The sequence below is a fragment of the Deinococcus grandis genome (assembly GCF_001485435.1).
Lineage (GTDB): Bacteria > Deinococcota > Deinococci > Deinococcales > Deinococcaceae > Deinococcus > Deinococcus grandis.
Genome location: NZ_BCMS01000001.1, coordinates 791,849 through 809,434, shown reverse-complemented (window position 1 = coordinate 809,434; position 17,586 = coordinate 791,849). Strand labels below are relative to the sequence as shown.

Here is a 17,586-nt window from a genome sequence, read left to right as displayed (position 1 = left end):
GGCGGAATGAGAAACCCCCGCGCAGGGCGGGGGTCACGGGGTCAGGGGGTAGGTCAGGGCAGCATCGTGAACCGCGTGGCGAGTTCCTTGTAGACGTTCTCGATGCGGGTGTCAACTGCGGAGGAGGGGGTCACAGCGTTGGTGCCCAGCTTGGCGAAGTGGCTGACACTGGTGCTGTTGCCGGACTGCAGGGCCGTGAAGGTGGCCGTGATGGGCTGATTCCCGGCGAGGAACTGCATGCCGATGGTAGGGTTGGCGCGCACGGTGACCTGTGTGGGGGTCACTTCCGTCACGCTGAAGTAGTCGTACCCGCCCAGCGGCTGGATGGTCGTGGCGATCTGACTGATCGCGGTGAGGATCTCGGCACTGTTCCCGGCGTACATGCGGGGCTTCACGCCCTGTGAGGGGGTGCAGGCGGCGAGGGGGAGGACCAGGAGGGGCAGAAGGAGAAGTTTCTTCACCCTTCACCCGTATCACCTGGGCGCGTCAGGCGTTGACGCATGTGAGACACAGCCCCCGTCAGGTGCCCTGTGCGGCCGTTGCCTGAATCTGGTGCCACAGGGGCGCCACGTCATCCGCCCAGACGTTCTCGGGGAAGCCGCCGGCCTCCGCGAAGGCCATGACGGCGCGCGCGGTGGCGACGGGCAGCCCCCCGATGGGCTCGGCTTTCGGGACGAGGGTGGTGCCCGCTGCGGGCGTGCTGGGCAGGTAGAACGCGTGGGCGATGCGGTACGCCTCGGCCCGGTCGCGTTCCTCCCGCGTGGGTGGCGGGGGTTCTGCCGCGCGGCCCCTCAGGATCTTCGCCACGCCGTCCTTGTCCATGTGCGCCCAGTTCGCGTCCAGCTGCGGGCGCAGCCGGGGGTAGAGGATCTGACCCTGGCCCCGCATCAGCCAGTGCAGTTGCGGGATGGTCAGCGCGGCCAGGGTGGGCAGGTCGTACCCGGTCACGCCGATCAGGGCGTACATCTGGTCCGAGAGTTCCTGGTCGCTCAGCGCGCTTTTGTGTTCTCACCCGCCTTGGGCAGCTCGCCGTAGAACAGCAGGTGCTCCAGCAGCGGCAGGCGGCTGGATTCCATGTGCTCCATGAACCACTCGGCGGTGATGCTGGCCGGGTCGGTGGTGTGGTTCTTCACGCGGCGGCGCAGTTTGTCCGCCCAGAACTCACAGCGGGCGTCCTCCGCGATCCGCTCGCGGGCCTCCCCGCCCACGGTGACGGTCACGGTGGGCAGGGCGTTGTACTCCGCGACCTCCGCGATGGTCAGGGGCGCGGCCATGAACACGATCTCCTGGATGGTGAAGGTGTCTTTGCTGGTACCAGCGAGCACGGTCAAAAGGTTCATTCGCCCTCCTGGGGCATAAATACGCGGCCCAGCCGGAAGCCACTGGGGAGACCGGCGGGCGCGCGAAATCTTCGTTTATCGGGGGTGATGAGGGTGCGGACGCGCGTGAGGGGCGCGGTGGCGTAGAACGCGAACGCCTCCACGCCCCCCGGCACGTCGCGCGGGGCGAACAGCGTGACGCTGCAGCCCCGCGCGGTGAGTGTCAGGGTGTCCACGAGGTTTAGGCGTTGTCGTCGATGTAGTTGTTGCTGGTGTCGACGTACCGGTAGTTGATGACGTTCAGGTCGAAACCCCAGGTGGGGATCGCGGTGGCGTCACCCTGGATGCCGCGGTCGCCGATGGTGCCGTTGCCGTACACGCGCACGCCCGCGCTGTGGTACATGCTCTTGAACGCAACGGGCCAGCCGTTCTTCGCGGCGGCGATGAGCTTCTTGGTGAGGGGGTTGCTCGCGCCGGACGCGGTGGCGAAGGGGATGGTGCCCCCGTTGTCCTGCGTGGCGCGCAGGGTGGGGGTGCTGCCGTCCGCTTCGACGAACAGCGGCAGTTCGCTCGTCTGGACGTTCTTGGCGAACGCGCCCAGTTCCGCGACGAGGCTGACGCGTTCGAACACGGGCGTGGTGACGCCCGGGGTTTTCACGGCGATGAGCAGGTAGTCGAGCTGCTTGCGGACGGCGACGGTATCGAGCGCGACGAATCCGGGATCAGTGGCGGCGGTGGGCATGGGTTCCTCCAGGGGAACGCCCCCACGTCAGGTGGGGGCGGGTGAGGGGCGACGGGCTGGCGCGGGGGCGCTTAGCTCTTGAGGTAGGCCAGGATGTTCTGGTATGCCTCGTCGGCGGTGTCGGCGGTGTTTTCCAGCTGGCGGCCGTCCTTGGTGGTGAGGTACACCTTCTGCTGCCCGTTCACCTCCTCGCTGTAGTAGCTGTTGCCCTTGTTGTCCTTCTTGGGCTTGACGACGGGGGTGCTGGGCGTGGCGTCGGTCTTGGTCATGGTGGTTCCCTCCAGGGGTGGATTTACTCGATGTACACGCAGATGAGGCGCACGGCGGCCAGGGGGCGGCGCGTGTCGCTGTCTGGGGTGGGGGGCAGGACGGCGCCCCGGGTGACGCCGCGCAGGGGCGGGTAGCCGGGGTGCTCGGTGACGAGGTTGGCGAGGCCAGCGCGGGCGGCCTGCCAGATGGGGCGCAGGTCGCTGAGCGTCCAGCCTTCCTTGCCGTAGAGGGTGATCAGGAGCGTCAGTGTGCGCTCCTGGGGGCGCGCGCCGTTGGCTTCCGGGTAGTAGTCGCGGCGGGCGGCGTCCGTGATCTCGCTGATCACCCAGAACGCACCGGTGGGGAGCGGGGTGGGGCGGGCCTCGTGGATGTCCCGGGCGGGCACGAGGGTGGGGAACAGCTGCGCGAGGGCCTGGGCGACGTTCACGGGGGCTCCTGGTACACCACCGTGCCGTGGGCATCCACGGTGAATGGGCGACCTCGGTAGGGCTCATACCAGTGGTGGAACTGCGCGGCGGGAATGACCTGCCGGGTTTGGTCGAGGGCGAGGATGGTGACAGCCTGCTCATCCATGCGCAGCACGACGCAGCTGTCGGGTTCACAGACAGGGCACTGTGCGGTGGCGACGTAGACCCTCATGGTTTCACCCCCATGGCCGCGCGCACGGCGCGGTGCACGTCCCGGTCCTGCAGCAGGTCGTCCATGAAGGGGCGCCCGCCCATGTCCGGGGGTTTGAAGTGCAGCGCCATGACGTACCCGGGGACGTTGCGCAGGGCGCCCCAGCGGGCGCGCAGGCTCCCGGCCCCCTCCGCGTCGATACTGTCCCGCAGGCGGCTGCTCTGCTCGGCGGGGTACTCCCCCTCCGCGCTGGACCGGTTGGGCAGCCGGGCGTACTGCCGGCCGCTGCCGGGACCAGAGAGCTTGTCGCGCGCGACGTCGGCGGCGGCCTGTGCACCGGCCAGCGCCAGGGGCGTCAGGCGGGCGCGGAGCTTAGCCAGTCCAGCCGGGTTCACTCGGGCCACTCGTCACCTCCCCGGGGCTGCGCAGCGGCACGATCCACACGACGCCCTGCCCGCCGGGGTCCTCGGCGTCCCCACTCGGGTAGTACGCGCGGCCCTCGTGGAACAGGTGCCAGCCGGGCGTGCCCAGGTCGGGCGTGTACGGCAGGTACGCCACCCAGTCCGGCACGGGCAGCCCGGCGGGCGTGCCGGCGCGGCGGCGCTGACTGGCGGGCATCAGCAGGCCCCGGACGTTGATGTCCGCGCCTGGGTCGCTGCTCTGATTCCACGCGGTACTACTGCCACCGCGCACGACGACCAGATCGTGCCCAAGATCCTCGAACAGCTCGTCCAACTCCGGCTTGAGGAGCTGTTGGATCTCAAGGGTGAGCGCGCCGGTCACGGCCACACCTCACAGTCGTCCCAGCTCACCAGCGCGGGGCCAGGGACGCCACTCCCGGCGGCCTGGTCGCGCAGACGTCCGGCCAGCGTGCACCACGTGTCGGCATTCGCGGCACTGACCGTCCCGGTCGCCGCCTTCTCGATCTCGATGCCCTCGATCTTGAAGCGCTTCTTGCCGGGCGCCGTGAGGGCCGCCCCGCGCGCCTTCAGGCACACCGTATCGAGGATGTCAGCCGCCACGAGCCGCACGTCACCGTGCACCTCGAAGGCCAGCTCCGCATCCACCTGCTCAGTGGAGTCCAGGGCCTCGTGGGCGGCCCAGGCGCCAGGGGTGACCAGCACCCGCAACCGCTTCAGGTCATCTGCGCTCAGGGCCATGGGTCACCCCCTCGCTCAGCTGCCCTTGGCGAGCCAGGCGCCCGTGTCGCTGACGATCTTGGCGCCCAGGGCGTGACCGACCTTGCCGTGCAGGCTGTGATCGTTGAAGCTGCCCTCGTCCTCGTAGCGGTCCACGTCGGGCACCTTCGCATAGAACTTCGCGCCGCCCTGGAAGCCTTCCAGGAACGCCACTTCCAGCCAGTTCACCGTGCGGTCGAACAGCAGGTAGTCCGCCCCGAAGATGCGGCGCCACATGCGCTCGAAGTGCGGGGTCAGCACGCCACGCAGCGGGTTAGCCAGGCCGGTGGCGGTGCCGTCCACGGTGATCTGGTTCAGAGCGGTGTACACGAGGTCACGCTGATCGATGCCGTACACGATGTCCGTGGCGTCCAGACCGAGGTCTTCGTCCTTCTTGTCGTCGTTCTTGAAGGTCTGGCTGCCGAACAGGGTGCGCAGGGCGCGCAGCTTGGTGATGTCGATGGCGCCGGCGTACGTGCCGCCGGTCTTGAGGGTGAGGCCCGCCTTGATCGCTTCGAAGATCACGCGGATCTCGGTGCGTTTCGCGGCGCCGCCCATCTCGTTCGCCATGGCCGTCAGCAGGCCGATGTCGTCCGCGAGGTGCATCTCCCACGTGTACTTCCACGCGCGTTCGTAGTTCCCGGCGCGGTACCCGTCGGTCGTCTCGCCGAAGGTCGTGTACTTCACGTCGCTGCCTTCGGGGCGCAGCAGAAGATCACCGGGAATGGTCAGCTTGATGCCGTTCACGGTGCGGAAGTCGTTCACGGTGCGAGTGCGGACGCCACCCCAGGTGCGCCAGGCGCTTTCCACGTCGGGCGCGTCGCTGGCGCGCACCGTGCGCTGGCGGAGGTTCGCGAAGGCCTGTGGGAAGTCGCTGGTGGTGTGCGTGTCGACCAGGGTGCGGACCACGCTGCGGGCGCCGTCGACGTACTGGTCAGCGAGGTTCAGGGTGTGCTGCTCGTACTCGGCGCTGTTGCGGGGCAGCGTGACGCGTTCCTGGCGGGCGTCCGCGAGGGCCTGCTCGACGGCGCGGTCACCGTAGTAGCCGCGCGCGAAGGCCATGGCGGCGGTCTCGGCGATCATGGCGTCGGTGAGGCGCCCGGCGGCGCCCTGGGGGATCTGACCGCGGGCTTCGGCCAGTTGCATGCGGGCGTAAAGGGTTCGGCTCATGGGGTGCTCCTGTGTTCAGTGCGTGAAGGGGCGGGGCTGCGCGCGGCTCAGGGTCGGGTCAGGCCGACGGGGATGGTGTCCCCGGCCGCGCCGCTGGGTTCCAGGGCGTACCCGATGAACTGGTTGCCCGCGTCGTTGGCGGTGGTGTAGGTGCCGTCACCGGCTTTCTTGTAGATGCCCTCGCCCAGTGCGGCGGATTCCGCGACGGTGAGACGGACGGCGGTGCTCACGCCGATCAGTTCGACGCTGGCCTGCCCGTCGGTGAGGCCGGGCGCGGCGGTTCCGGCGTTGATGGTGGCGGTCGTCGCGCGGTTCGTGAGCGCGAGACCGGTCAGGCCTTCAGCGCCCACGAGGACGACGTCGCCGCTGGCGGTGCCGGCCGCCACGGCGCACGCGATGACGATCTGAGCGCTTCGGGTCATGTGCAGGTTCTTCATGGGTTCCTCCCCAATGAGAAAGCGCCCCGTGGGGCGCGGCGGGAATGGTCGTGGCGGATGGGGGTCAGGTCAGGCCGAGGCCAGCGCGGACGCTGCTGACCAGGTTCCTGCCGCCCTTCTGGGCGTCCTGCACCTGATCCTTGCGGGGCACGTTCGGCGTGTTCGGGGGCGTGCCGGCGGCGTCGGCCACCTGGCCGGTGTTGAGCTTGCGCTCGGCGATCATCGCGGCCACCTCGGCGGCGGCTTCCTGATCGGACTCGGCGCGCAGGGCAGCGTCGGTCACGCGCTTCTCGAAGCGGGCGTCGAGGTCGATGTCGCCGCTCTTGCCCAGCTTGGGCAGATTCGCGTCAGCCAGGGCCTTGGTGGCGATGGCGGTGCGTTTGCCGTCCTGGATCTCGCGTTCCAGCTTGAGGCGCTCGGTGCGCTCGGCGGCCAGCTGGTCTTCGAGGCTGGTGGTGCCCGCTTCCTTCTTGCCGTCGGCGACAGCCTGGGCGTACAGGTCGGGAAACTTCTCTTTCAGCTCCTGCAGGTTCTTCACGGTGGATTCCTCCCGGTTGGGGTTGTGCGAGTCGGCCGCCTGCACGTCGCCCGCGCTATCGCTGGGCGTCATGACGGCGTCGATGGTGGTAAGGCGGGCACCCACTTGAACCACGCCAATCCACTCCTCCGGGTCGGGCCAGGACTCGTCCACGTCACGGGCCTGCTTGTACTCGAGCATCCCGTTGATGTTGGTGCTCATCCCGACCTTCACGCCGCTGTCCAGCACGGCCATGAGGTCACGCCCCCGGGCGGTGCCGACGAGGGTGCCTTCGAACTTCATGAGCTTGCCGTCCATCCAGAGCTTGTCGAAGCGGATGGCGACGTCGTCGATGCGGCCCTTACGGCCGTCAACCCAGAAGTCCGGATGGCCGTTCAGGCCGATCAGTTCACCCTGCTCCATGGGGACCTGGGCGGCGTTGACCATGTCGGTACAGCAGTCGAGGCCGAAGTAGTAGCGGTTCAGGTTGATTTTGTCCGCTTCCTTCGCGACGCCGGCGATGCGGCGGGGGCCGTTCTTGGTGGCGTCGGTAAGGGGCTGCACTTCGAAGCTGACCACGGCGTCCCGGATGGGCTTGGCCGGGTCGGTCGGGGCGTTGTCGAGGAGGGGCGGGCAGGGGCTGCGGTTGAGTTGGTCGGGCATGATCATCCTCCTCAGGACGGGATTTTTGGCGCGGTGGGGGTGGGCTCATCCCGGATGTGGGTGGGGACGAAGCCGACGTCAGGTCCTCTGAGCGCCCAGCGGTTGCAGCTGAAGGCGAGCTTCGGAGGACGGAAGAACAGCACGGTCTGCCCGGGCCCGCCCTGACTGAGTTCGACGTTCTCGCAGAACAGGTGCTGTGGGCCCTCATCGGCCTTGCGCTGGTAAGTGATGAACCGGCACGTGGCGCAGGTTTCCACCGTCTTGAGTTCGGTTTCCTGTTCAGGCATGGTCAACCTCCAGTGGGCGCGGGGGCGGGTATCGGGTCGGGTTCCTGCTGTTGGCGTTCCACCTCAGCCAGGTGGTCATACCCGAGTTCTCCGCTGAGCGTGGCGCGGCTGGCCAGGCGCAGGCGGGCGGCCACTTCGACCTTCTTGATCAGGCCTTCCAGGTCCTCGTCGTTCAGCGTCGGGAAGATCACGGGCGCTTCCAGCAGGTACGCCTTGACCCTGCGGCTGCTGCGGCTGATGTCCCCACCCGGCAGCATGCGGGCACTGACGACTTTGTACAGCTGGTCGGGCCCGTTGCGGCGGATCAGTTCGGTGATCATCACGGCGTTCAACCAGCGGAACACCTGCCGCTGCCGTTTCTGGAAGCCTCGGCGAGTGGGGGCGCCCATGCTGTCCGCCGTCGTGCGGGTCACGCCCCCACCCTCAGCGAGGTAGTGCTCGGGGAGGCCCAGCGCGACGGCAAGCAGTTGCTTGATGAGCTTCCCGTCCACGGCGGCGTCCTGTGATTTCAGGTCGGGCGTGTGAAACTCGAACGATTCCTTCTTGCCTTCGGCGTTCTGCCCGAGGGTGAGCACGGCGCCGCTGCGGGGAACGTTGCGGAAGCGGGCGCCCTTGCGGTTCAGTTCTGCGTCGTCTTTCGCGAAGGCGTAGTAGATGGCGTTGATCCGCCCGGCCAGCTCGTGGATCTTCCGGCGGGCATCCAGGAAATTCATGTACGCCAGGGCCGGGCCGATCGCGCGGGCTGTGGCGGGCCAGCCGCGCGGGTCGTTATACAGGGCGTCCGTGGCGCGCCAGACGAACTGCCCAGCCTCGTACCAGCGGTGGTTCGCCTTGATGCGGGTGACGTGGTGTGGCACGCCCGGCTCGGTTTCGACCGTATCGAGGCCGCCATCGACCACGTCCCAGAAACCCAGGCGGGCGGGTACGTCCCCGATCTTCGCCAGCGGCCAGAGCGTGAGGCTCTCGCCGTCCAGCAGGTGCTCAATCAGCCAGCGGTCCGTGAGTTCGTCCAGGTCGTTCGTGGCCCAAAGCTCTTCCAGGCCCGCCTGGGCTCGCTTGTCGGCGAACTCGCCGTAGTTGATGCCAGCGCCCAACGTGAACGAGTGGACGACCTGCACCGCGCCGTAGAAGAGCGGGTTGAGGTGGTACGCGAGGCGCGCGGCGCGCTGCGTGGTGGCCCGGTCGAACGTGCCGCGCGCGAAGGCGGGGATGCTGGTGACGGGATCGGCCACGCCGCCAGAGACGCGCCAGCCGCCGGACAAGCCAGGATCGCGCGCGTCGGTCATGTCGATGGGGTCACCCCTGCTGTCCAGAATCACCAGTCATCACCTCCTTGGTAGGTGTCGTCCTGCTCGTACCCGGCGATGCCGGAAGGGGGAAGATCAGGCGCGGCCTCTTCCATGAATGCCTCGATGACCGCGTCACCCTTGTTGGTGCTGCGGCCGATACGTTTCTTGATGTCCTTCTTCGCCTCGATCAGGATCTTCCCGCCTCGCGGTTCCCAGCCGACGCTGATGAGGTCCTGCGCCATCTGCTCGTCTGGCGGGAGGGCCAGACCCAGTCCAGTGATGGGATCGAGCGCCTCGCGGAACTTCCAGTACGCCTCGGCGCGCAGGTTCGCGAAGCCGTAGTTGCCGGTGCTGTCCATGGCGTCACTGCCGGCGCCGAAGTTGATCGGGACGGTCCGGTCGTGCACCTGCTTCGTGAAGTCGAATGGACTGGTACCGACGCCGACAATGTCCACGTTCACCAGGGTCTGCGGACCGATCTCGGGCAGGATCAGGTCCCGCACGCTCGGGCCGTCCGGCGTGAGGGTCCCGGCGAACTCCTTGACCGGGCCGAAGTACACGCCCCAGCGGGGGGCGAGCACCGTGGTGTCCTGTCCGCCGCGGGCCACGTCCACACCCAGCGCGTCTGGCGGGCGCTGCGGCTGCTGCATGGCTTCCCAGCGCTGCTGAGCGAGACGCACCCACGCTTCCGGAATGACGCGCAGGCCGCCACCCTGGATGTTCACGAACTTGCCGTAGATCTCTTGGTTGACGAGGTTCTCGCCGCCCAGGGTGCGCATCTCTTCGATCAACCCGGCTAGTGCCTCACGCCGCAGCCAAGGGCTGTCGTGGCTGGTGAAGGTCTGCGTGTGGTACCCGGGCAGATTCTGTGTGGCGCGCTGGTGCAGGTCGTAGAACAGGTTCGTGGTTCCCTTGGGCACGCCGAACGCGTACAGCTCACTCTCCTCGAAGTCCAGCAGCATGGGCAGCACGCTGTTCTGGTACAGGTACCGGCCGTTCTCCCCTTCCAGGATGATCCCGGCTTCGTTGAGCAGCACCTTGTGGTACCCGAACCCTTCCCAGTTCTCGGGGTTGTCAGCCGATCGGAAGTCGATGAACCCGCCTGTTTCGAAGCGCAGGGTCTTCTCGACGACGTTCCAGGTGTGGGGGATCTTCTGCTTCTGCAGCAGCGGCAGCGCGTACCGCTCCACGTACTTGCGGATGTTCACGCTGATCGTGTCACCCCACAGTACGGCCAGGCCTTCCAGGGCCCACTCGCACGCGGCCTGCATGCCACCCCGGGTGAAGCCCACGCGGCGGCCCTTGGGGTAGATGAAGTACTTGCCGGGCGGGTGATCGAAAAACGCCGCGTTCTGCGCGGCGCTGTACGTCAGGTCGAGGTGCAGGGCAGTCACGAGGTGCCGCCCACGATCCGGCGGGTGATCTGCACCTGCACGGGCCCGCCATCAGCACCGCTGATCTGCACTTTGTCCGTGAACATGTTGTGCAGCTTGCCCAGCAGTTCCAGTGCCCGCGTGGGGTCCTTGATGCGGTACTCGATGCTGCCGTCCTTGTTCTTCTTCAGCACGGCCATGCCGCTGATCGCACCGGCAGCTTTCGCGGCGGCCCAGTCGATCTCGACATCCTGACTGATCGTGGCGACACGCACGAGCATCTCGCCGTCACCGGTGCGGCTGATCTGATCCTCGCCGAAGTGCCCGCATAGGTCGTAGATGTCGAGGTCGTCCACATGGCAGCCCTTGCGCTTGGCCAGCTCACGCACCGGCTCGTGCTCCCGGGCGGGCACCCAGAAGGTCCGCTCGGTGGGCGCGACGGTCACGAACGCGTCCATGTCCACGACGCTCCGGGCCTCCATGGTCAGGCGTGCGGCAACCTCGCTGCGGCTCATGACGTCGTCTTGTTCGTCGAGGCGCGCGGCGATGTACGCCTTCACAGCAGGGTGGCGCAAGAGGCCCCAGCCTTCACGATGGTCGCTGTACTTCGCCTCGCGGGAGGCGGCACTGGCGTTCAGGCGGCATGGGCCGAGGTAGGCGTCCGCGAAGCGCTTCTGCTTAGGGGTGAGGGCCGCGCCCAGCTCCTCAGCGGTGGGTTGTTTCGGTGCGTCGGTTTGCATGTGCGGGATCACCTCCAAGTGGATAGAGTTGGCATGTGCTTGACTTCACGCCATCTGAATACCGGGGAGCCATTCTAGGAATGGTGGGAGCTCTTTTAATAAGTGGTGCAGGCTGGGCATTACGAAAAACGTATCCAATAATCAAAGAGAAGCAAAGACAGGCCGATGAGTCAGATTTTAGAATAAATATGCGCCTAGTTAGCAGTCTTGATAGACTCATTATATTTACTGGATTGTCAATAGTAATGACAATGGCTTTCGCTTTAATATCTGCCACTTTATGGGCATTTTTTGTCATGAACGACGCCAAGTCACCCTTTTGGTCCGACATCATAAGAGGATGTCTTGGAGGCGCTATGATCATATCTGTTGTCACCACATATGATTTTTTCAAACTAGCAGAGGCCGCCAAGATCAGAGAGAAATCAAAAATTTGATTTTGAAGCCTGATCGCAAACGTAGAACACCATCACGTCTTGTCTGGGCGGCCCAGGCTCAGGCCGCAGCAGGCCCAGGCTGGTCAGGTGCACCCGGTACCACTGGTCTGCCTCGCGGTATTCCGGTCGGAGCTGGCCGCGCCAGTCCTCCCGGCCCTTCCGGTCAGGTGGGCGGATGTGGCGGGGGTCCATGTCACGCCCGGCGCCTGAGGTGGCTGTAGCGCCTGCCGGTGCGGCCACCGTTGCAGCGCGTGCCGTTGATGGTGCGCCAGTGGCTGAGGCGTTCCTTCCGGGTGCGCTTCACCGGCGCACCTTCGCGCGGCCCAGCATCAGCGGGCGGGGTACACCTCTGGCCACCATCGCCTCTCTGGAGAACTCGGAGAGCGTGCCCATCTCACCCGTGTCCTGAGGGCTGAGGATGATCTGGTCACATGCGATGGACGTGAAGGTCCGCCCGCCGTCCGTGCTGATGCTGACGCTGGTGCCTGTGGACTTGATCATGGACGACTCCCGTGTAGATGGCGTGTAGAGCGGTTTACGAGTGGGGCAACCCGCTGGCATCGAATCCAGCGCCCCTCCAGTTCGGGGAAGGGCATCCATTGAGCTGCACGCGTCCCGGCCGCCACGCCCCGCACAGTCAGGCGTGACGACTGGGTGTTGGACCGGACTGTCACCATCCGGCAGTCTCGAAACGCAACGCAAAACCGCCCACGTGGGGCGGTTGGGTTGGTCTCTTGACTACTCTTGCGAGCTTACAGAAATTGTACCTGCTTGCCGCGCAAATGCAAGGGCTTGTACGTGCACCTCCGCTTCGGGGTCGCCCAGGATCACCGCGAGGCGCAGCACGGCCTCCGCGTACGCCATGGCCCGCTCGCGGGGTTCCGCCCAGCCGCGCCCGGAGTGGTGCAGCAGCATGGCCATGCTCTCGCCCTGGCGGATGCGTTCCAGCAACTGCCCGTGCTCGCGCTGGGCGGGGATGGTGCTCTGCGCCCAGCGCGTGATCAGCCGGGCCACCTCACCCTCCCGCAGCACGCCGCACGGCAGGCTCAGGCCAGTGGGTCGGTCCGGGCCACCCTCGCCCATCGTAGTGGCGTTGTCCACGTAGAACGTGCCGTACCGCAGGCGGGGGATGACGATGGGCGGCACGATCACCTCCCACGCCCTGAGCGCCTGGTACCAGACCTCCGCGTACGCCCGGGCGTCCCGCTGCTGTTGGCGGATGCTGCCCAGCGCCTGCGTGACCTCCTCCCGGGTCGCAGGGTTGGCGCGACGGCGCGAGGCGGTCATGGGCGCTCCAGTTCGAACAGCTCGGCATCGTTGATGCTGACCTCTTCCTGCATGACGATCAGGTCGCTGATGCACGCTGCTACCAGTCGCGCCGACATGGGCGCAGCGCGCCCGACGATCAGGCTCAGGCTCATGGGCCGCCCGTGCGCCCGCATGATGCGCAGCACCGTCGCGCACCCCTCAGGGGTGGCGGGCTCATCTGCGGCGACGCGCCACAGCTTCTCTCGCTGGTACGTCATATGGCCCTCAGTTCGACGATGACGCGACCGCCGGGGTGGTTCTCGCGGCGCACGATCTCCAGCCGGTCAATCTGGCTGTCATCCACGTACACCCCGGCGTGCGTCAGCAGGTCCAGCACCGCCTTGGGCATGTTGTCGAGGTCCCGGCGGCGACGGTCAGGCGGGTACACGCTGATGCTGACGCTCAGGCGCACCTCGGCGGGCCAGTGGCGGGGGGACTGGGCCGCCACCACGGTCAGCCCGTTCTCGCGGTACTGGCGGCCCTCCTGGCTGAGGATGTTACGGCCGCGCACGCTGCGCCACATGCGGTTCACGCTGGGAGGCCAGGGCAGGGTGATCATGCGGCCCACCTCCGGAACAGTTCGACGGTGCGCTGCCAGTCCGCCTCGGTCAGCAGTCGGCGGCGCACGCCCTCCCCCACGCTGGGCACGTTGAACCCGTGCAGGTGCAGGGTGTGCAGCAGGTACATGACGGCCTGAGCTTCGGCGTTCACGACTTCACCGCCGCGCGGTAGACGCGCACGGTCCGGCTGGTCAGCTCGCCCAACTGCGCGAGTTCAGCCAGGAGCTTGCGGGTGTAGTTGTGTGAGAGGTTCAGGCGCACCGCGTAGTGATTCGCGGGCCGCCCGGGGTCCTTGCGGACCAGGGCGAGCAGGTTCTGCATGTCCGTCGCGCGGGTGATCACGGGGTACCTCCGAGCGCCAGGGCGGCGCGTTCCAGGGCGTCGAGGGCCGCGCGGCGGTCCGCACTGGTGCGGGCGTCACGGGCCTGAACGGCGAAGGCGTGGACCTGCTCGACGGCCTCAGTGGCCTTCGCCAGCTGACCCAGGAAGGCGAAGATCTTCGAGCGGAGCATGACGGGCACAGGAACGCCGGGGGTCTTGCCCCATTCGGCACGCAGGCGCACCAGCGAGGTCAGGACGAACAGCGGCGTCACTGCGCCTCACCTCCAACGCTGCCCGCCCCGGCCTGCGCCTGAGCGAGCGCGGCGTGTTCCCGTTCCGTGAGGCCGTACATGCCGTCCGCAGCGAATGGGCCAGTTTTGCTGATCGGGTCCGCATCGAGGACCACGCCGAGGCGCAGCAGGGTGTGCGTGGCGCGGTTGTGGTCGTCCGGGGCGTAGGTGCTGCGACCGTCGCAGTAGCGGCGGGAGTACATATGCAGAGTGCGGGCTGCCTGCCGCAGGTCCTGGTCCGCTTCCGCCTGGGCGCGCAGGGCCTCGCGTAACTGGGCGGCACAGTCCAGGTATGCCTGCCCTGCATGGGCATTGGGGACACTGGCATGCACCCCGTCGCAAAGTTGCGCGCCTTCGATCTCCCACCCGTCCGCCAGCAGCGCCAGCGGGTGCCGGGGCTGGGCGGGGGTCACGACTGGGCTCCGAGGAGGGCGGCGGCATCGTGGATGATCTGCTCGTCGGGTACGTGCTGGCGGAGGAGGGCAACGGCAAGCTGCGTGGTTTTCTCCTGTGTTGTCAGCGCCTTTGCCTGCGCTGTGATCTCGTCCCGCACCTCACTCAGCAGCGCGATGTACTCCCGCGCCTGGTCATCCAACTGATCTTCCAGCAGGCCCTGATCCTGGTACACCAACTCGGTCTGCTGAACCGCCTGCGTGTAGATGCCGCGGTACTCCTGCAGCTCACGGATGCGAGCGTCGAGGCGTTCCAGGAGGGTGGCGTCTTCGGCTTTCTTCGGGGTGCTCTTGCTGTCGTTTGCGGTCACGGTTGGCCCCTCCCGTCGTGGGTCTGGTGCGGCTTGAGGTCGGTCAGGTAGTACCGGCACTGGCGGTTGAGCAGCAGCGTGGCGAGGCCGTGCAGGTGGAAGTCGGCTGAGGCCTGTGTGCTGAAGGTGGGGAGGAACTTGGTGCGGTTGGGGTCGTCGTCCTCGCCGCTCCAGTTGCTTTCGATGGCCGCCCAGGTGAACGGGAGGACTTCGCCGTCGAAGTAGCTGGTGCCGTCGGGCGCGTCGGGGATGGCGAGGTCCCGGTAGGCGGGCCAGCAGGCGCGGAGGGCTGCCACGGCGCGTTCACGGGCGGCTTTGAGTGCTTCGCCTTCCAGGTCCTGGCACCGGGTGAGGTAGGCGCAGAGTTTAGGGAGGCGTTCAGTGTCGAGGTACCCCTGGGGGAACGTGGCGGTGTAGGGGTCGCCGACTTGCTGGATGAGGCAGCGGGTGCAGACGTGGTAGTAGGCGAGCAGTGCGGCTTCGTCGCCGTGGATGGTGGGGTCGTCCTGTTTGAGGGTGGCCCACTCGGTGTCGAGTTGATCGAGGATCGACTTGACGAGGTTCCCGGCGGTCTTGGGCTTGCCAGTGCTCGCGCTGGGCTTCTTGGTGCCGGTCAGGGGCATGTGTGGCCTCCGTGTTGCAGATCGGTTGCAGATGTGTTTTCGGATCTGCAACGGGAAAGTGCCGTGCTGGTTGGGGTCGTTGCAGATGCGGCAGATGTGGCAGATGTTTTGGACAAATTCCCGCAGTTCTCTGCGCTTCCCAGGTTTTTCTCTCTCTCGTATGAGCTATTGAAAAAACCTGCAACATCTGCAACATCTGCAACCGAACTGTCTAGAACGCTGTTTTTCTGTTGCAGATTGCTGAATGAATCTGCAACGCATCTGCAACAGGTCATGCTTCGCCCTCCCAGCCGCCGGGTGAGGTGCTCAGGGTGATGTGGTGGAAGATCGTGCCGGTCCGGATTCGCTCGCGGACCAGGGTCTTGCCGAAGTAGCGTCCGGCGGCCAGCAGCTGCTTACTGAACCCCTTGGCGCTCAGGGGCTTGTGGCCGTTCGTGCCGCACCACTTCCGGTACTCGTCGTACAGCTCGCCGCTGGTGGCGGTGACGTCTCGGGTGTAGCGGCACTCGTCCCGGATGAACGAGATGACCTGGTTGCTCTCTTCGACGATCTCGCGGGTCAGGCTGCTGGACTCGCTGCTGGGGAACCGCATGCCGCGCTCTTGCAGGAGGCGCAGGCCGTCCAGCATCCAGTTGAGGACGCCGGGCAGCTCGTCGGGGTGCGTGAGGCGGTCAATCAGGGTGGGGTCCTGCTCTGCGGGGCGGACGTTGAACGCGACGGGGAGGAAGCGGCGCAGCAGGCTGTTGTTGCTGACGTCGTCGCCCAGGAAGGGCATGACGTTGCTGAGGATCACGAGTTTCATGTCGAGCTTGGTGGTGTACGGCGTCTTGTTCTTGACGTCGACGCTGATGTGGTCTTCGCCGGTGATCCGCTTGAAGGGCAGCCAGTCGAACGACCTGGGCAGCTCGCTGACGACGCACATGCGTTTGCCGACGAGGGTGCCGACGAGGAAGCTGCCGTCCTTGATGTTCTCGATGGCGCTGCTCGTGGCGAGGTTGCCCAGCACCGTCTGCAGCACGCGGGTGAACGTGCCCTTGCCGGTGCCGCCCTCCCCGATCAGCAGCAGGGCCCGCTGGGGGCTGGTGTCGCCGGTGAGGCACAGCCCGGCGAACATCTGGAGTAGCTCCCGGTCTCCCTCGTCTGGGACGGCCTGATTCAGGAAGGTCAGCCAGTCGTAGGACACCTGGAACGGGGCGTACGCCGCGGCGCTCTGGATGATGCTGAAGTAGTCGGGCGTGTGGTCGTACAGGTCACCGCTGGCCAGGTCGAGGATGCCGCTGCGGGTGTTCAGTTCCCAGGCGCCCTGGTCCACGATGCGGCTGCCCACCATGGGGTCGCGGCCGATCTTGACCATGATCTCGGTGACCTGGGCGTTCTTGAGGGTGAAGCCGTGGTTCTGCAGGGTGAGGTCGACTTTCTGGCTCATGACCTCGTCGGGCACTTCGACGTACACGCCCTGGCGGTACTCCCACCACGTGCGCCACACCTGGTGGTAGCGGTAGACCTGCCCGCTGTCGTGGAAGTCGGCCAACACCAGATCGCGGTACTGGGCGAGGCTGGGGGCTTTGTCGTCGGGCAGGGTGGCGAGCACGTCGGCCACGCCTGCGGGGGTGGTGTCACTGCCCTGCCCGGCGTGCTTTCCGATGGTGCCGCGCCCGGCGGTGGGGGGGCGCTGGCCGACGCGGGTGAGGTCGCGTGGCTTGAGGCGCCCGGCGCTGATGGCGCTGTGCAGGGTGGTGCGGATCTCGCCCAGGTCCAGGCCGGCCTGCTGGGCCGCTTCGGTGAGTTCCTGACGGGCGTGCACCTCGTCGAGGATGCCCGCGCCGATGAGGGTGCCAAGGTTGAAGGCGGCGTCGTTCAGCGCCTGGTTCCGGCCGCCTTCGCCGGTGCTGCGGACGCGTTCCACTTCGCGGGCTAGGGCGCTGTGTGCGTACCGTTCGTGGCTGGTGGCGCCGGGTTGGGGGAGCGGGGCGGGCGCGTCCCGCCGCTCGATGGGTTCCGGCGCAGCCCTCTCCGGCTGGGGGAGGGCGTTCAGGGCGGCGTCGGTGACGGTGGCCGTCTCGTCCGTGAACATGACCTGCACGGGTAGCGGCCGGGCCGGGTTCTTGAGGTTGTGTGTGCCCGGGACGCGGAGGATGCGCGCCAGGTCGGTGCTCTTGAGGTCCCCGCCCAGCAGGTGCGCCAGGGCCCGGTTGAACCGCTCAGTGTCCGCCTGATCGGTGGCGTACTCCCGGGCGAGGTACAGCTGGACGCCGTGCCCGCTGTCCACGGCGGCGCGGATGCTGAGGCCGTGATCGGCGAGGGTGTTGATGCTCTGCGCCAGGAGCACGGCCTTGTACTCGGCCAGCTCCTCGGGTGCGGTCTGGTGCAGGGTGTCCTTGTGAAGGCCGCCGGTGAGCCCTGGGTGATCGGCGAGGTCCACGTCCACCCACACGAGGCGGGTGGGTTTGCAGTTCTCGGCCTTCCCGCTCGTCTGGTCCTTGCGCAGCGCGACGCCGAAGTACACGTCCTTGCCTGCTGGGGCGCGGTCGGGCGTGAAGAGTTCGGGGTGACCTTCGAACACGGGCCAGGGCATCCAGTGCTTGGTGCCGCCCTTGAGGTAGCGGAATTCCACCCAGCCCTGCGCGGTGACACCCGCGTACAGGCTGGTGAGGAATTCCAGGGGTGAGACTGGAATCATG

Annotated in this window: 30 protein-coding genes; 1 reads left to right on the top strand and 29 read right to left on the bottom strand. The window is 67.0% G+C overall.

All coding sequences use genetic code 11. From position 1 onward, the window contains the following. Nucleotides 1-53: 53 nt before the first annotated feature. From DEIGR_RS04125 to DEIGR_RS04045, 18 genes are all read right to left on the bottom strand, one after another. A complete protein-coding gene (locus tag DEIGR_RS04125) occupies nt 54-461 on the bottom strand; it encodes a hypothetical protein (RefSeq protein ID WP_058975520.1) in 408 nt (135 codons plus the stop codon). 58 nt (nt 462-519) lie between these two features. Further along, entirely contained in the window at nt 520-966 is a 447-nt protein-coding gene (locus tag DEIGR_RS04120) for a hypothetical protein (RefSeq protein ID WP_058975518.1), read from the bottom strand. Between the two features lie 23 nt (nt 967-989). Beyond that, the gene (locus DEIGR_RS04115; protein WP_058975516.1) at nt 990-1,340 is read right to left on the bottom strand and encodes a hypothetical protein; all 351 of its coding nucleotides are present in this window, start codon (nt 1,338-1,340) and stop codon (nt 990-992) included. Beyond that, nucleotides 1,337-1,555, bottom strand: a complete 219-nt coding sequence (locus DEIGR_RS04110; protein WP_058975514.1) for a hypothetical protein — start codon at nt 1,553-1,555, stop codon at nt 1,337-1,339. The genes DEIGR_RS04115 and DEIGR_RS04110 overlap by 4 nt, the downstream gene beginning before the upstream one ends. Before the next feature lie 5 nt (nt 1,556-1,560). Beyond that, on the bottom strand, nt 1,561-2,061 hold the full coding sequence (locus DEIGR_RS04105; RefSeq protein WP_058975512.1) for a hypothetical protein: 501 nt from the start codon (nt 2,059-2,061) through the stop codon (nt 1,561-1,563). A gap of 71 nt (nt 2,062-2,132) precedes the next feature. Continuing rightward, a complete protein-coding gene (locus tag DEIGR_RS04100) occupies nt 2,133-2,330 on the bottom strand; it encodes a hypothetical protein (protein WP_058975511.1) in 198 nt (65 codons plus the stop codon). Nucleotides 2,331-2,353: 23 nt separating this feature from the next. Further along, complete coding sequence (locus DEIGR_RS04095; protein WP_058975509.1) at nt 2,354-2,758, bottom strand: hypothetical protein; 405 nt, start codon at nt 2,756-2,758, stop codon at nt 2,354-2,356. Further along, the gene (locus DEIGR_RS20300) at nt 2,755-2,970 is read right to left on the bottom strand and encodes a hypothetical protein (RefSeq protein WP_153013624.1); all 216 of its coding nucleotides are present in this window, start codon (nt 2,968-2,970) and stop codon (nt 2,755-2,757) included. The genes DEIGR_RS04095 and DEIGR_RS20300 overlap by 4 nt, the downstream gene beginning before the upstream one ends. Further along, the gene (locus DEIGR_RS04090) at nt 2,967-3,353 is read right to left on the bottom strand and encodes a hypothetical protein (protein ID WP_153013623.1); all 387 of its coding nucleotides are present in this window, start codon (nt 3,351-3,353) and stop codon (nt 2,967-2,969) included. The genes DEIGR_RS20300 and DEIGR_RS04090 overlap by 4 nt, the downstream gene beginning before the upstream one ends. Further along, a complete protein-coding gene (locus DEIGR_RS04085) occupies nt 3,322-3,732 on the bottom strand; it encodes a hypothetical protein (protein WP_153013622.1) in 411 nt (136 codons plus the stop codon). Before DEIGR_RS04085 ends, DEIGR_RS04090 begins: the two co-directional genes overlap by 32 nt. Next, complete coding sequence (locus DEIGR_RS04080) at nt 3,729-4,109, bottom strand: hypothetical protein (protein WP_058975502.1); 381 nt, start codon at nt 4,107-4,109, stop codon at nt 3,729-3,731. Before DEIGR_RS04080 ends, DEIGR_RS04085 begins: the two co-directional genes overlap by 4 nt. A 15-nt stretch (nt 4,110-4,124) precedes the next feature. Beyond that, entirely contained in the window at nt 4,125-5,297 is a 1,173-nt protein-coding gene (locus DEIGR_RS04075) for a phage major capsid protein (RefSeq protein WP_153013621.1), read from the bottom strand. A 47-nt stretch (nt 5,298-5,344) separates the two neighbouring features. Then, nucleotides 5,345-5,734 carry a capsid cement protein gene (locus tag DEIGR_RS04070; RefSeq protein WP_058975499.1) on the bottom strand — a complete coding sequence of 130 codons (390 nt, stop codon included), beginning with the start codon at nt 5,732-5,734 and terminating at the stop codon, nt 5,345-5,347. A 64-nt stretch (nt 5,735-5,798) separates the two neighbouring features. Further along, nucleotides 5,799-6,914 (bottom strand): hypothetical protein, encoded by a 1,116-nt coding sequence (locus DEIGR_RS04065; RefSeq protein WP_153013620.1) that lies wholly within the window; start codon nt 6,912-6,914, stop codon nt 5,799-5,801. 11 nt (nt 6,915-6,925) lie between these two features. Continuing rightward, nucleotides 6,926-7,201: a hypothetical protein gene (locus tag DEIGR_RS04060; protein ID WP_058975495.1), complete on the bottom strand. Its 276-nt coding sequence runs from the start codon at nt 7,199-7,201 to the stop codon at nt 6,926-6,928. 2 nt (nt 7,202-7,203) lie between these two features. Further along, entirely contained in the window at nt 7,204-8,520 is a 1,317-nt protein-coding gene (locus tag DEIGR_RS04055) for a hypothetical protein (RefSeq protein ID WP_058975493.1), read from the bottom strand. Then, a complete protein-coding gene (locus tag DEIGR_RS04050; protein WP_058975491.1) occupies nt 8,517-9,884 on the bottom strand; it encodes a hypothetical protein in 1,368 nt (455 codons plus the stop codon). Before DEIGR_RS04050 ends, DEIGR_RS04055 begins: the two co-directional genes overlap by 4 nt. After that, nucleotides 9,881-10,603 carry a terminase small subunit gene (locus DEIGR_RS04045; RefSeq protein WP_153013619.1) on the bottom strand — a complete coding sequence of 241 codons (723 nt, stop codon included), beginning with the start codon at nt 10,601-10,603 and terminating at the stop codon, nt 9,881-9,883. Before DEIGR_RS04045 ends, DEIGR_RS04050 begins: the two co-directional genes overlap by 4 nt. Nucleotides 10,604-10,638: 35 nt before the next feature. Here DEIGR_RS04045 and DEIGR_RS20295 point away from each other — a divergent pair, with 35 nt between their 5' ends. Continuing rightward, entirely contained in the window at nt 10,639-11,040 is a 402-nt protein-coding gene (locus DEIGR_RS20295; protein ID WP_153013618.1) for a hypothetical protein, read from the top strand. Between the two features lie 300 nt (nt 11,041-11,340). Here DEIGR_RS20295 and DEIGR_RS04040 read toward each other — a convergent pair whose 3' ends face one another. The 11 genes from DEIGR_RS04040 to DEIGR_RS03995 form a co-directional block, all read right to left on the bottom strand. After that, entirely contained in the window at nt 11,341-11,541 is a 201-nt protein-coding gene (locus DEIGR_RS04040) for a hypothetical protein (protein ID WP_058975488.1), read from the bottom strand. Between the two features lie 237 nt (nt 11,542-11,778). Next, the gene (locus DEIGR_RS04035; protein ID WP_058975485.1) at nt 11,779-12,327 is read right to left on the bottom strand and encodes a hypothetical protein; all 549 of its coding nucleotides are present in this window, start codon (nt 12,325-12,327) and stop codon (nt 11,779-11,781) included. Beyond that, the gene (locus DEIGR_RS04030; protein WP_058975483.1) at nt 12,324-12,566 is read right to left on the bottom strand and encodes a hypothetical protein; all 243 of its coding nucleotides are present in this window, start codon (nt 12,564-12,566) and stop codon (nt 12,324-12,326) included. The genes DEIGR_RS04035 and DEIGR_RS04030 overlap by 4 nt, the downstream gene beginning before the upstream one ends. Further along, nucleotides 12,563-12,907, bottom strand: coding sequence for a RusA family crossover junction endodeoxyribonuclease (locus DEIGR_RS04025; protein WP_058978518.1), 345 nt, complete (start codon nt 12,905-12,907; stop codon nt 12,563-12,565). The genes DEIGR_RS04030 and DEIGR_RS04025 overlap by 4 nt, the downstream gene beginning before the upstream one ends. Further along, nucleotides 12,904-13,059, bottom strand: coding sequence for a hypothetical protein (locus tag DEIGR_RS20795; protein WP_160329910.1), 156 nt, complete (start codon nt 13,057-13,059; stop codon nt 12,904-12,906). Before DEIGR_RS20795 ends, DEIGR_RS04025 begins: the two co-directional genes overlap by 4 nt. Beyond that, complete coding sequence (locus DEIGR_RS04020; RefSeq protein ID WP_058975481.1) at nt 13,056-13,250, bottom strand: hypothetical protein; 195 nt, start codon at nt 13,248-13,250, stop codon at nt 13,056-13,058. Before DEIGR_RS04020 ends, DEIGR_RS20795 begins: the two co-directional genes overlap by 4 nt. Further along, complete coding sequence (locus DEIGR_RS04015) at nt 13,247-13,501, bottom strand: hypothetical protein (protein ID WP_058975480.1); 255 nt, start codon at nt 13,499-13,501, stop codon at nt 13,247-13,249. Before DEIGR_RS04015 ends, DEIGR_RS04020 begins: the two co-directional genes overlap by 4 nt. Further along, nucleotides 13,498-13,932 carry a hypothetical protein gene (locus tag DEIGR_RS04010; RefSeq protein WP_058975477.1) on the bottom strand — a complete coding sequence of 145 codons (435 nt, stop codon included), beginning with the start codon at nt 13,930-13,932 and terminating at the stop codon, nt 13,498-13,500. The genes DEIGR_RS04015 and DEIGR_RS04010 overlap by 4 nt, the downstream gene beginning before the upstream one ends. Continuing rightward, entirely contained in the window at nt 13,929-14,282 is a 354-nt protein-coding gene (locus DEIGR_RS04005) for a hypothetical protein (RefSeq protein WP_058975475.1), read from the bottom strand. Before DEIGR_RS04005 ends, DEIGR_RS04010 begins: the two co-directional genes overlap by 4 nt. Next, nucleotides 14,279-14,905, bottom strand: a complete 627-nt coding sequence (locus tag DEIGR_RS04000) for a hypothetical protein (protein WP_058975472.1) — start codon at nt 14,903-14,905, stop codon at nt 14,279-14,281. The genes DEIGR_RS04005 and DEIGR_RS04000 overlap by 4 nt, the downstream gene beginning before the upstream one ends. 271 nt (nt 14,906-15,176) lie before the next feature. Continuing rightward, entirely contained in the window at nt 15,177-17,585 is a 2,409-nt protein-coding gene (locus DEIGR_RS03995) for a phage/plasmid primase, P4 family (RefSeq protein WP_058975471.1), read from the bottom strand. Nucleotide 17,586 lies beyond the last annotated feature (1 nt).

Excerpts from the sequence above, each read along its gene's own strand:
- DEIGR_RS04120 (WP_058975518.1), bottom strand. The coding sequence starts at position 966 with ATGTACGCCCTGATCGGCGTGACCGGGTACGACCTGCCCACCCTGGCC.
- DEIGR_RS04115 (WP_058975516.1), bottom strand. The coding sequence starts at position 1,340 with ATGAACCTTTTGACCGTGCTCGCTGGTACCAGCAAAGACACCTTCACC.
- DEIGR_RS04105 (WP_058975512.1), bottom strand. The coding sequence starts at position 2,061 with ATGCCCACCGCCGCCACTGATCCCGGATTCGTCGCGCTCGATACCGTC.
- DEIGR_RS04100 (WP_058975511.1), bottom strand. The coding sequence starts at position 2,330 with ATGACCAAGACCGACGCCACGCCCAGCACCCCCGTCGTCAAGCCCAAG.
- DEIGR_RS20300 (WP_153013624.1), bottom strand. The coding sequence starts at position 2,970 with ATGAGGGTCTACGTCGCCACCGCACAGTGCCCTGTCTGTGAACCCGAC.
- DEIGR_RS04080 (WP_058975502.1), bottom strand. The coding sequence starts at position 4,109 with ATGGCCCTGAGCGCAGATGACCTGAAGCGGTTGCGGGTGCTGGTCACC.
- DEIGR_RS04075 (WP_153013621.1), bottom strand. The coding sequence starts at position 5,297 with ATGAGCCGAACCCTTTACGCCCGCATGCAACTGGCCGAAGCCCGCGGT.
- DEIGR_RS04070 (WP_058975499.1), bottom strand. The coding sequence starts at position 5,734 with ATGAAGAACCTGCACATGACCCGAAGCGCTCAGATCGTCATCGCGTGC.
- DEIGR_RS04065 (WP_153013620.1), bottom strand. The coding sequence starts at position 6,914 with ATGCCCGACCAACTCAACCGCAGCCCCTGCCCGCCCCTCCTCGACAAC.
- DEIGR_RS04060 (WP_058975495.1), bottom strand. The coding sequence starts at position 7,201 with ATGCCTGAACAGGAAACCGAACTCAAGACGGTGGAAACCTGCGCCACG.
- DEIGR_RS04045 (WP_153013619.1), bottom strand. The coding sequence starts at position 10,603 with ATGCAAACCGACGCACCGAAACAACCCACCGCTGAGGAGCTGGGCGCG.
- DEIGR_RS04040 (WP_058975488.1), bottom strand. The coding sequence starts at position 11,541 with ATGATCAAGTCCACAGGCACCAGCGTCAGCATCAGCACGGACGGCGGG.
- DEIGR_RS04035 (WP_058975485.1), bottom strand. The coding sequence starts at position 12,327 with ATGACCGCCTCGCGCCGTCGCGCCAACCCTGCGACCCGGGAGGAGGTC.
- DEIGR_RS04030 (WP_058975483.1), bottom strand. The coding sequence starts at position 12,566 with ATGACGTACCAGCGAGAGAAGCTGTGGCGCGTCGCCGCAGATGAGCCC.
- DEIGR_RS04025 (WP_058978518.1), bottom strand. The coding sequence starts at position 12,907 with ATGATCACCCTGCCCTGGCCTCCCAGCGTGAACCGCATGTGGCGCAGC.
- DEIGR_RS04000 (WP_058975472.1), bottom strand. The coding sequence starts at position 14,905 with ATGCCCCTGACCGGCACCAAGAAGCCCAGCGCGAGCACTGGCAAGCCC.
- DEIGR_RS03995 (WP_058975471.1), bottom strand. The coding sequence starts at position 17,585 with ATGATTCCAGTCTCACCCCTGGAATTCCTCACCAGCCTGTACGCGGGT.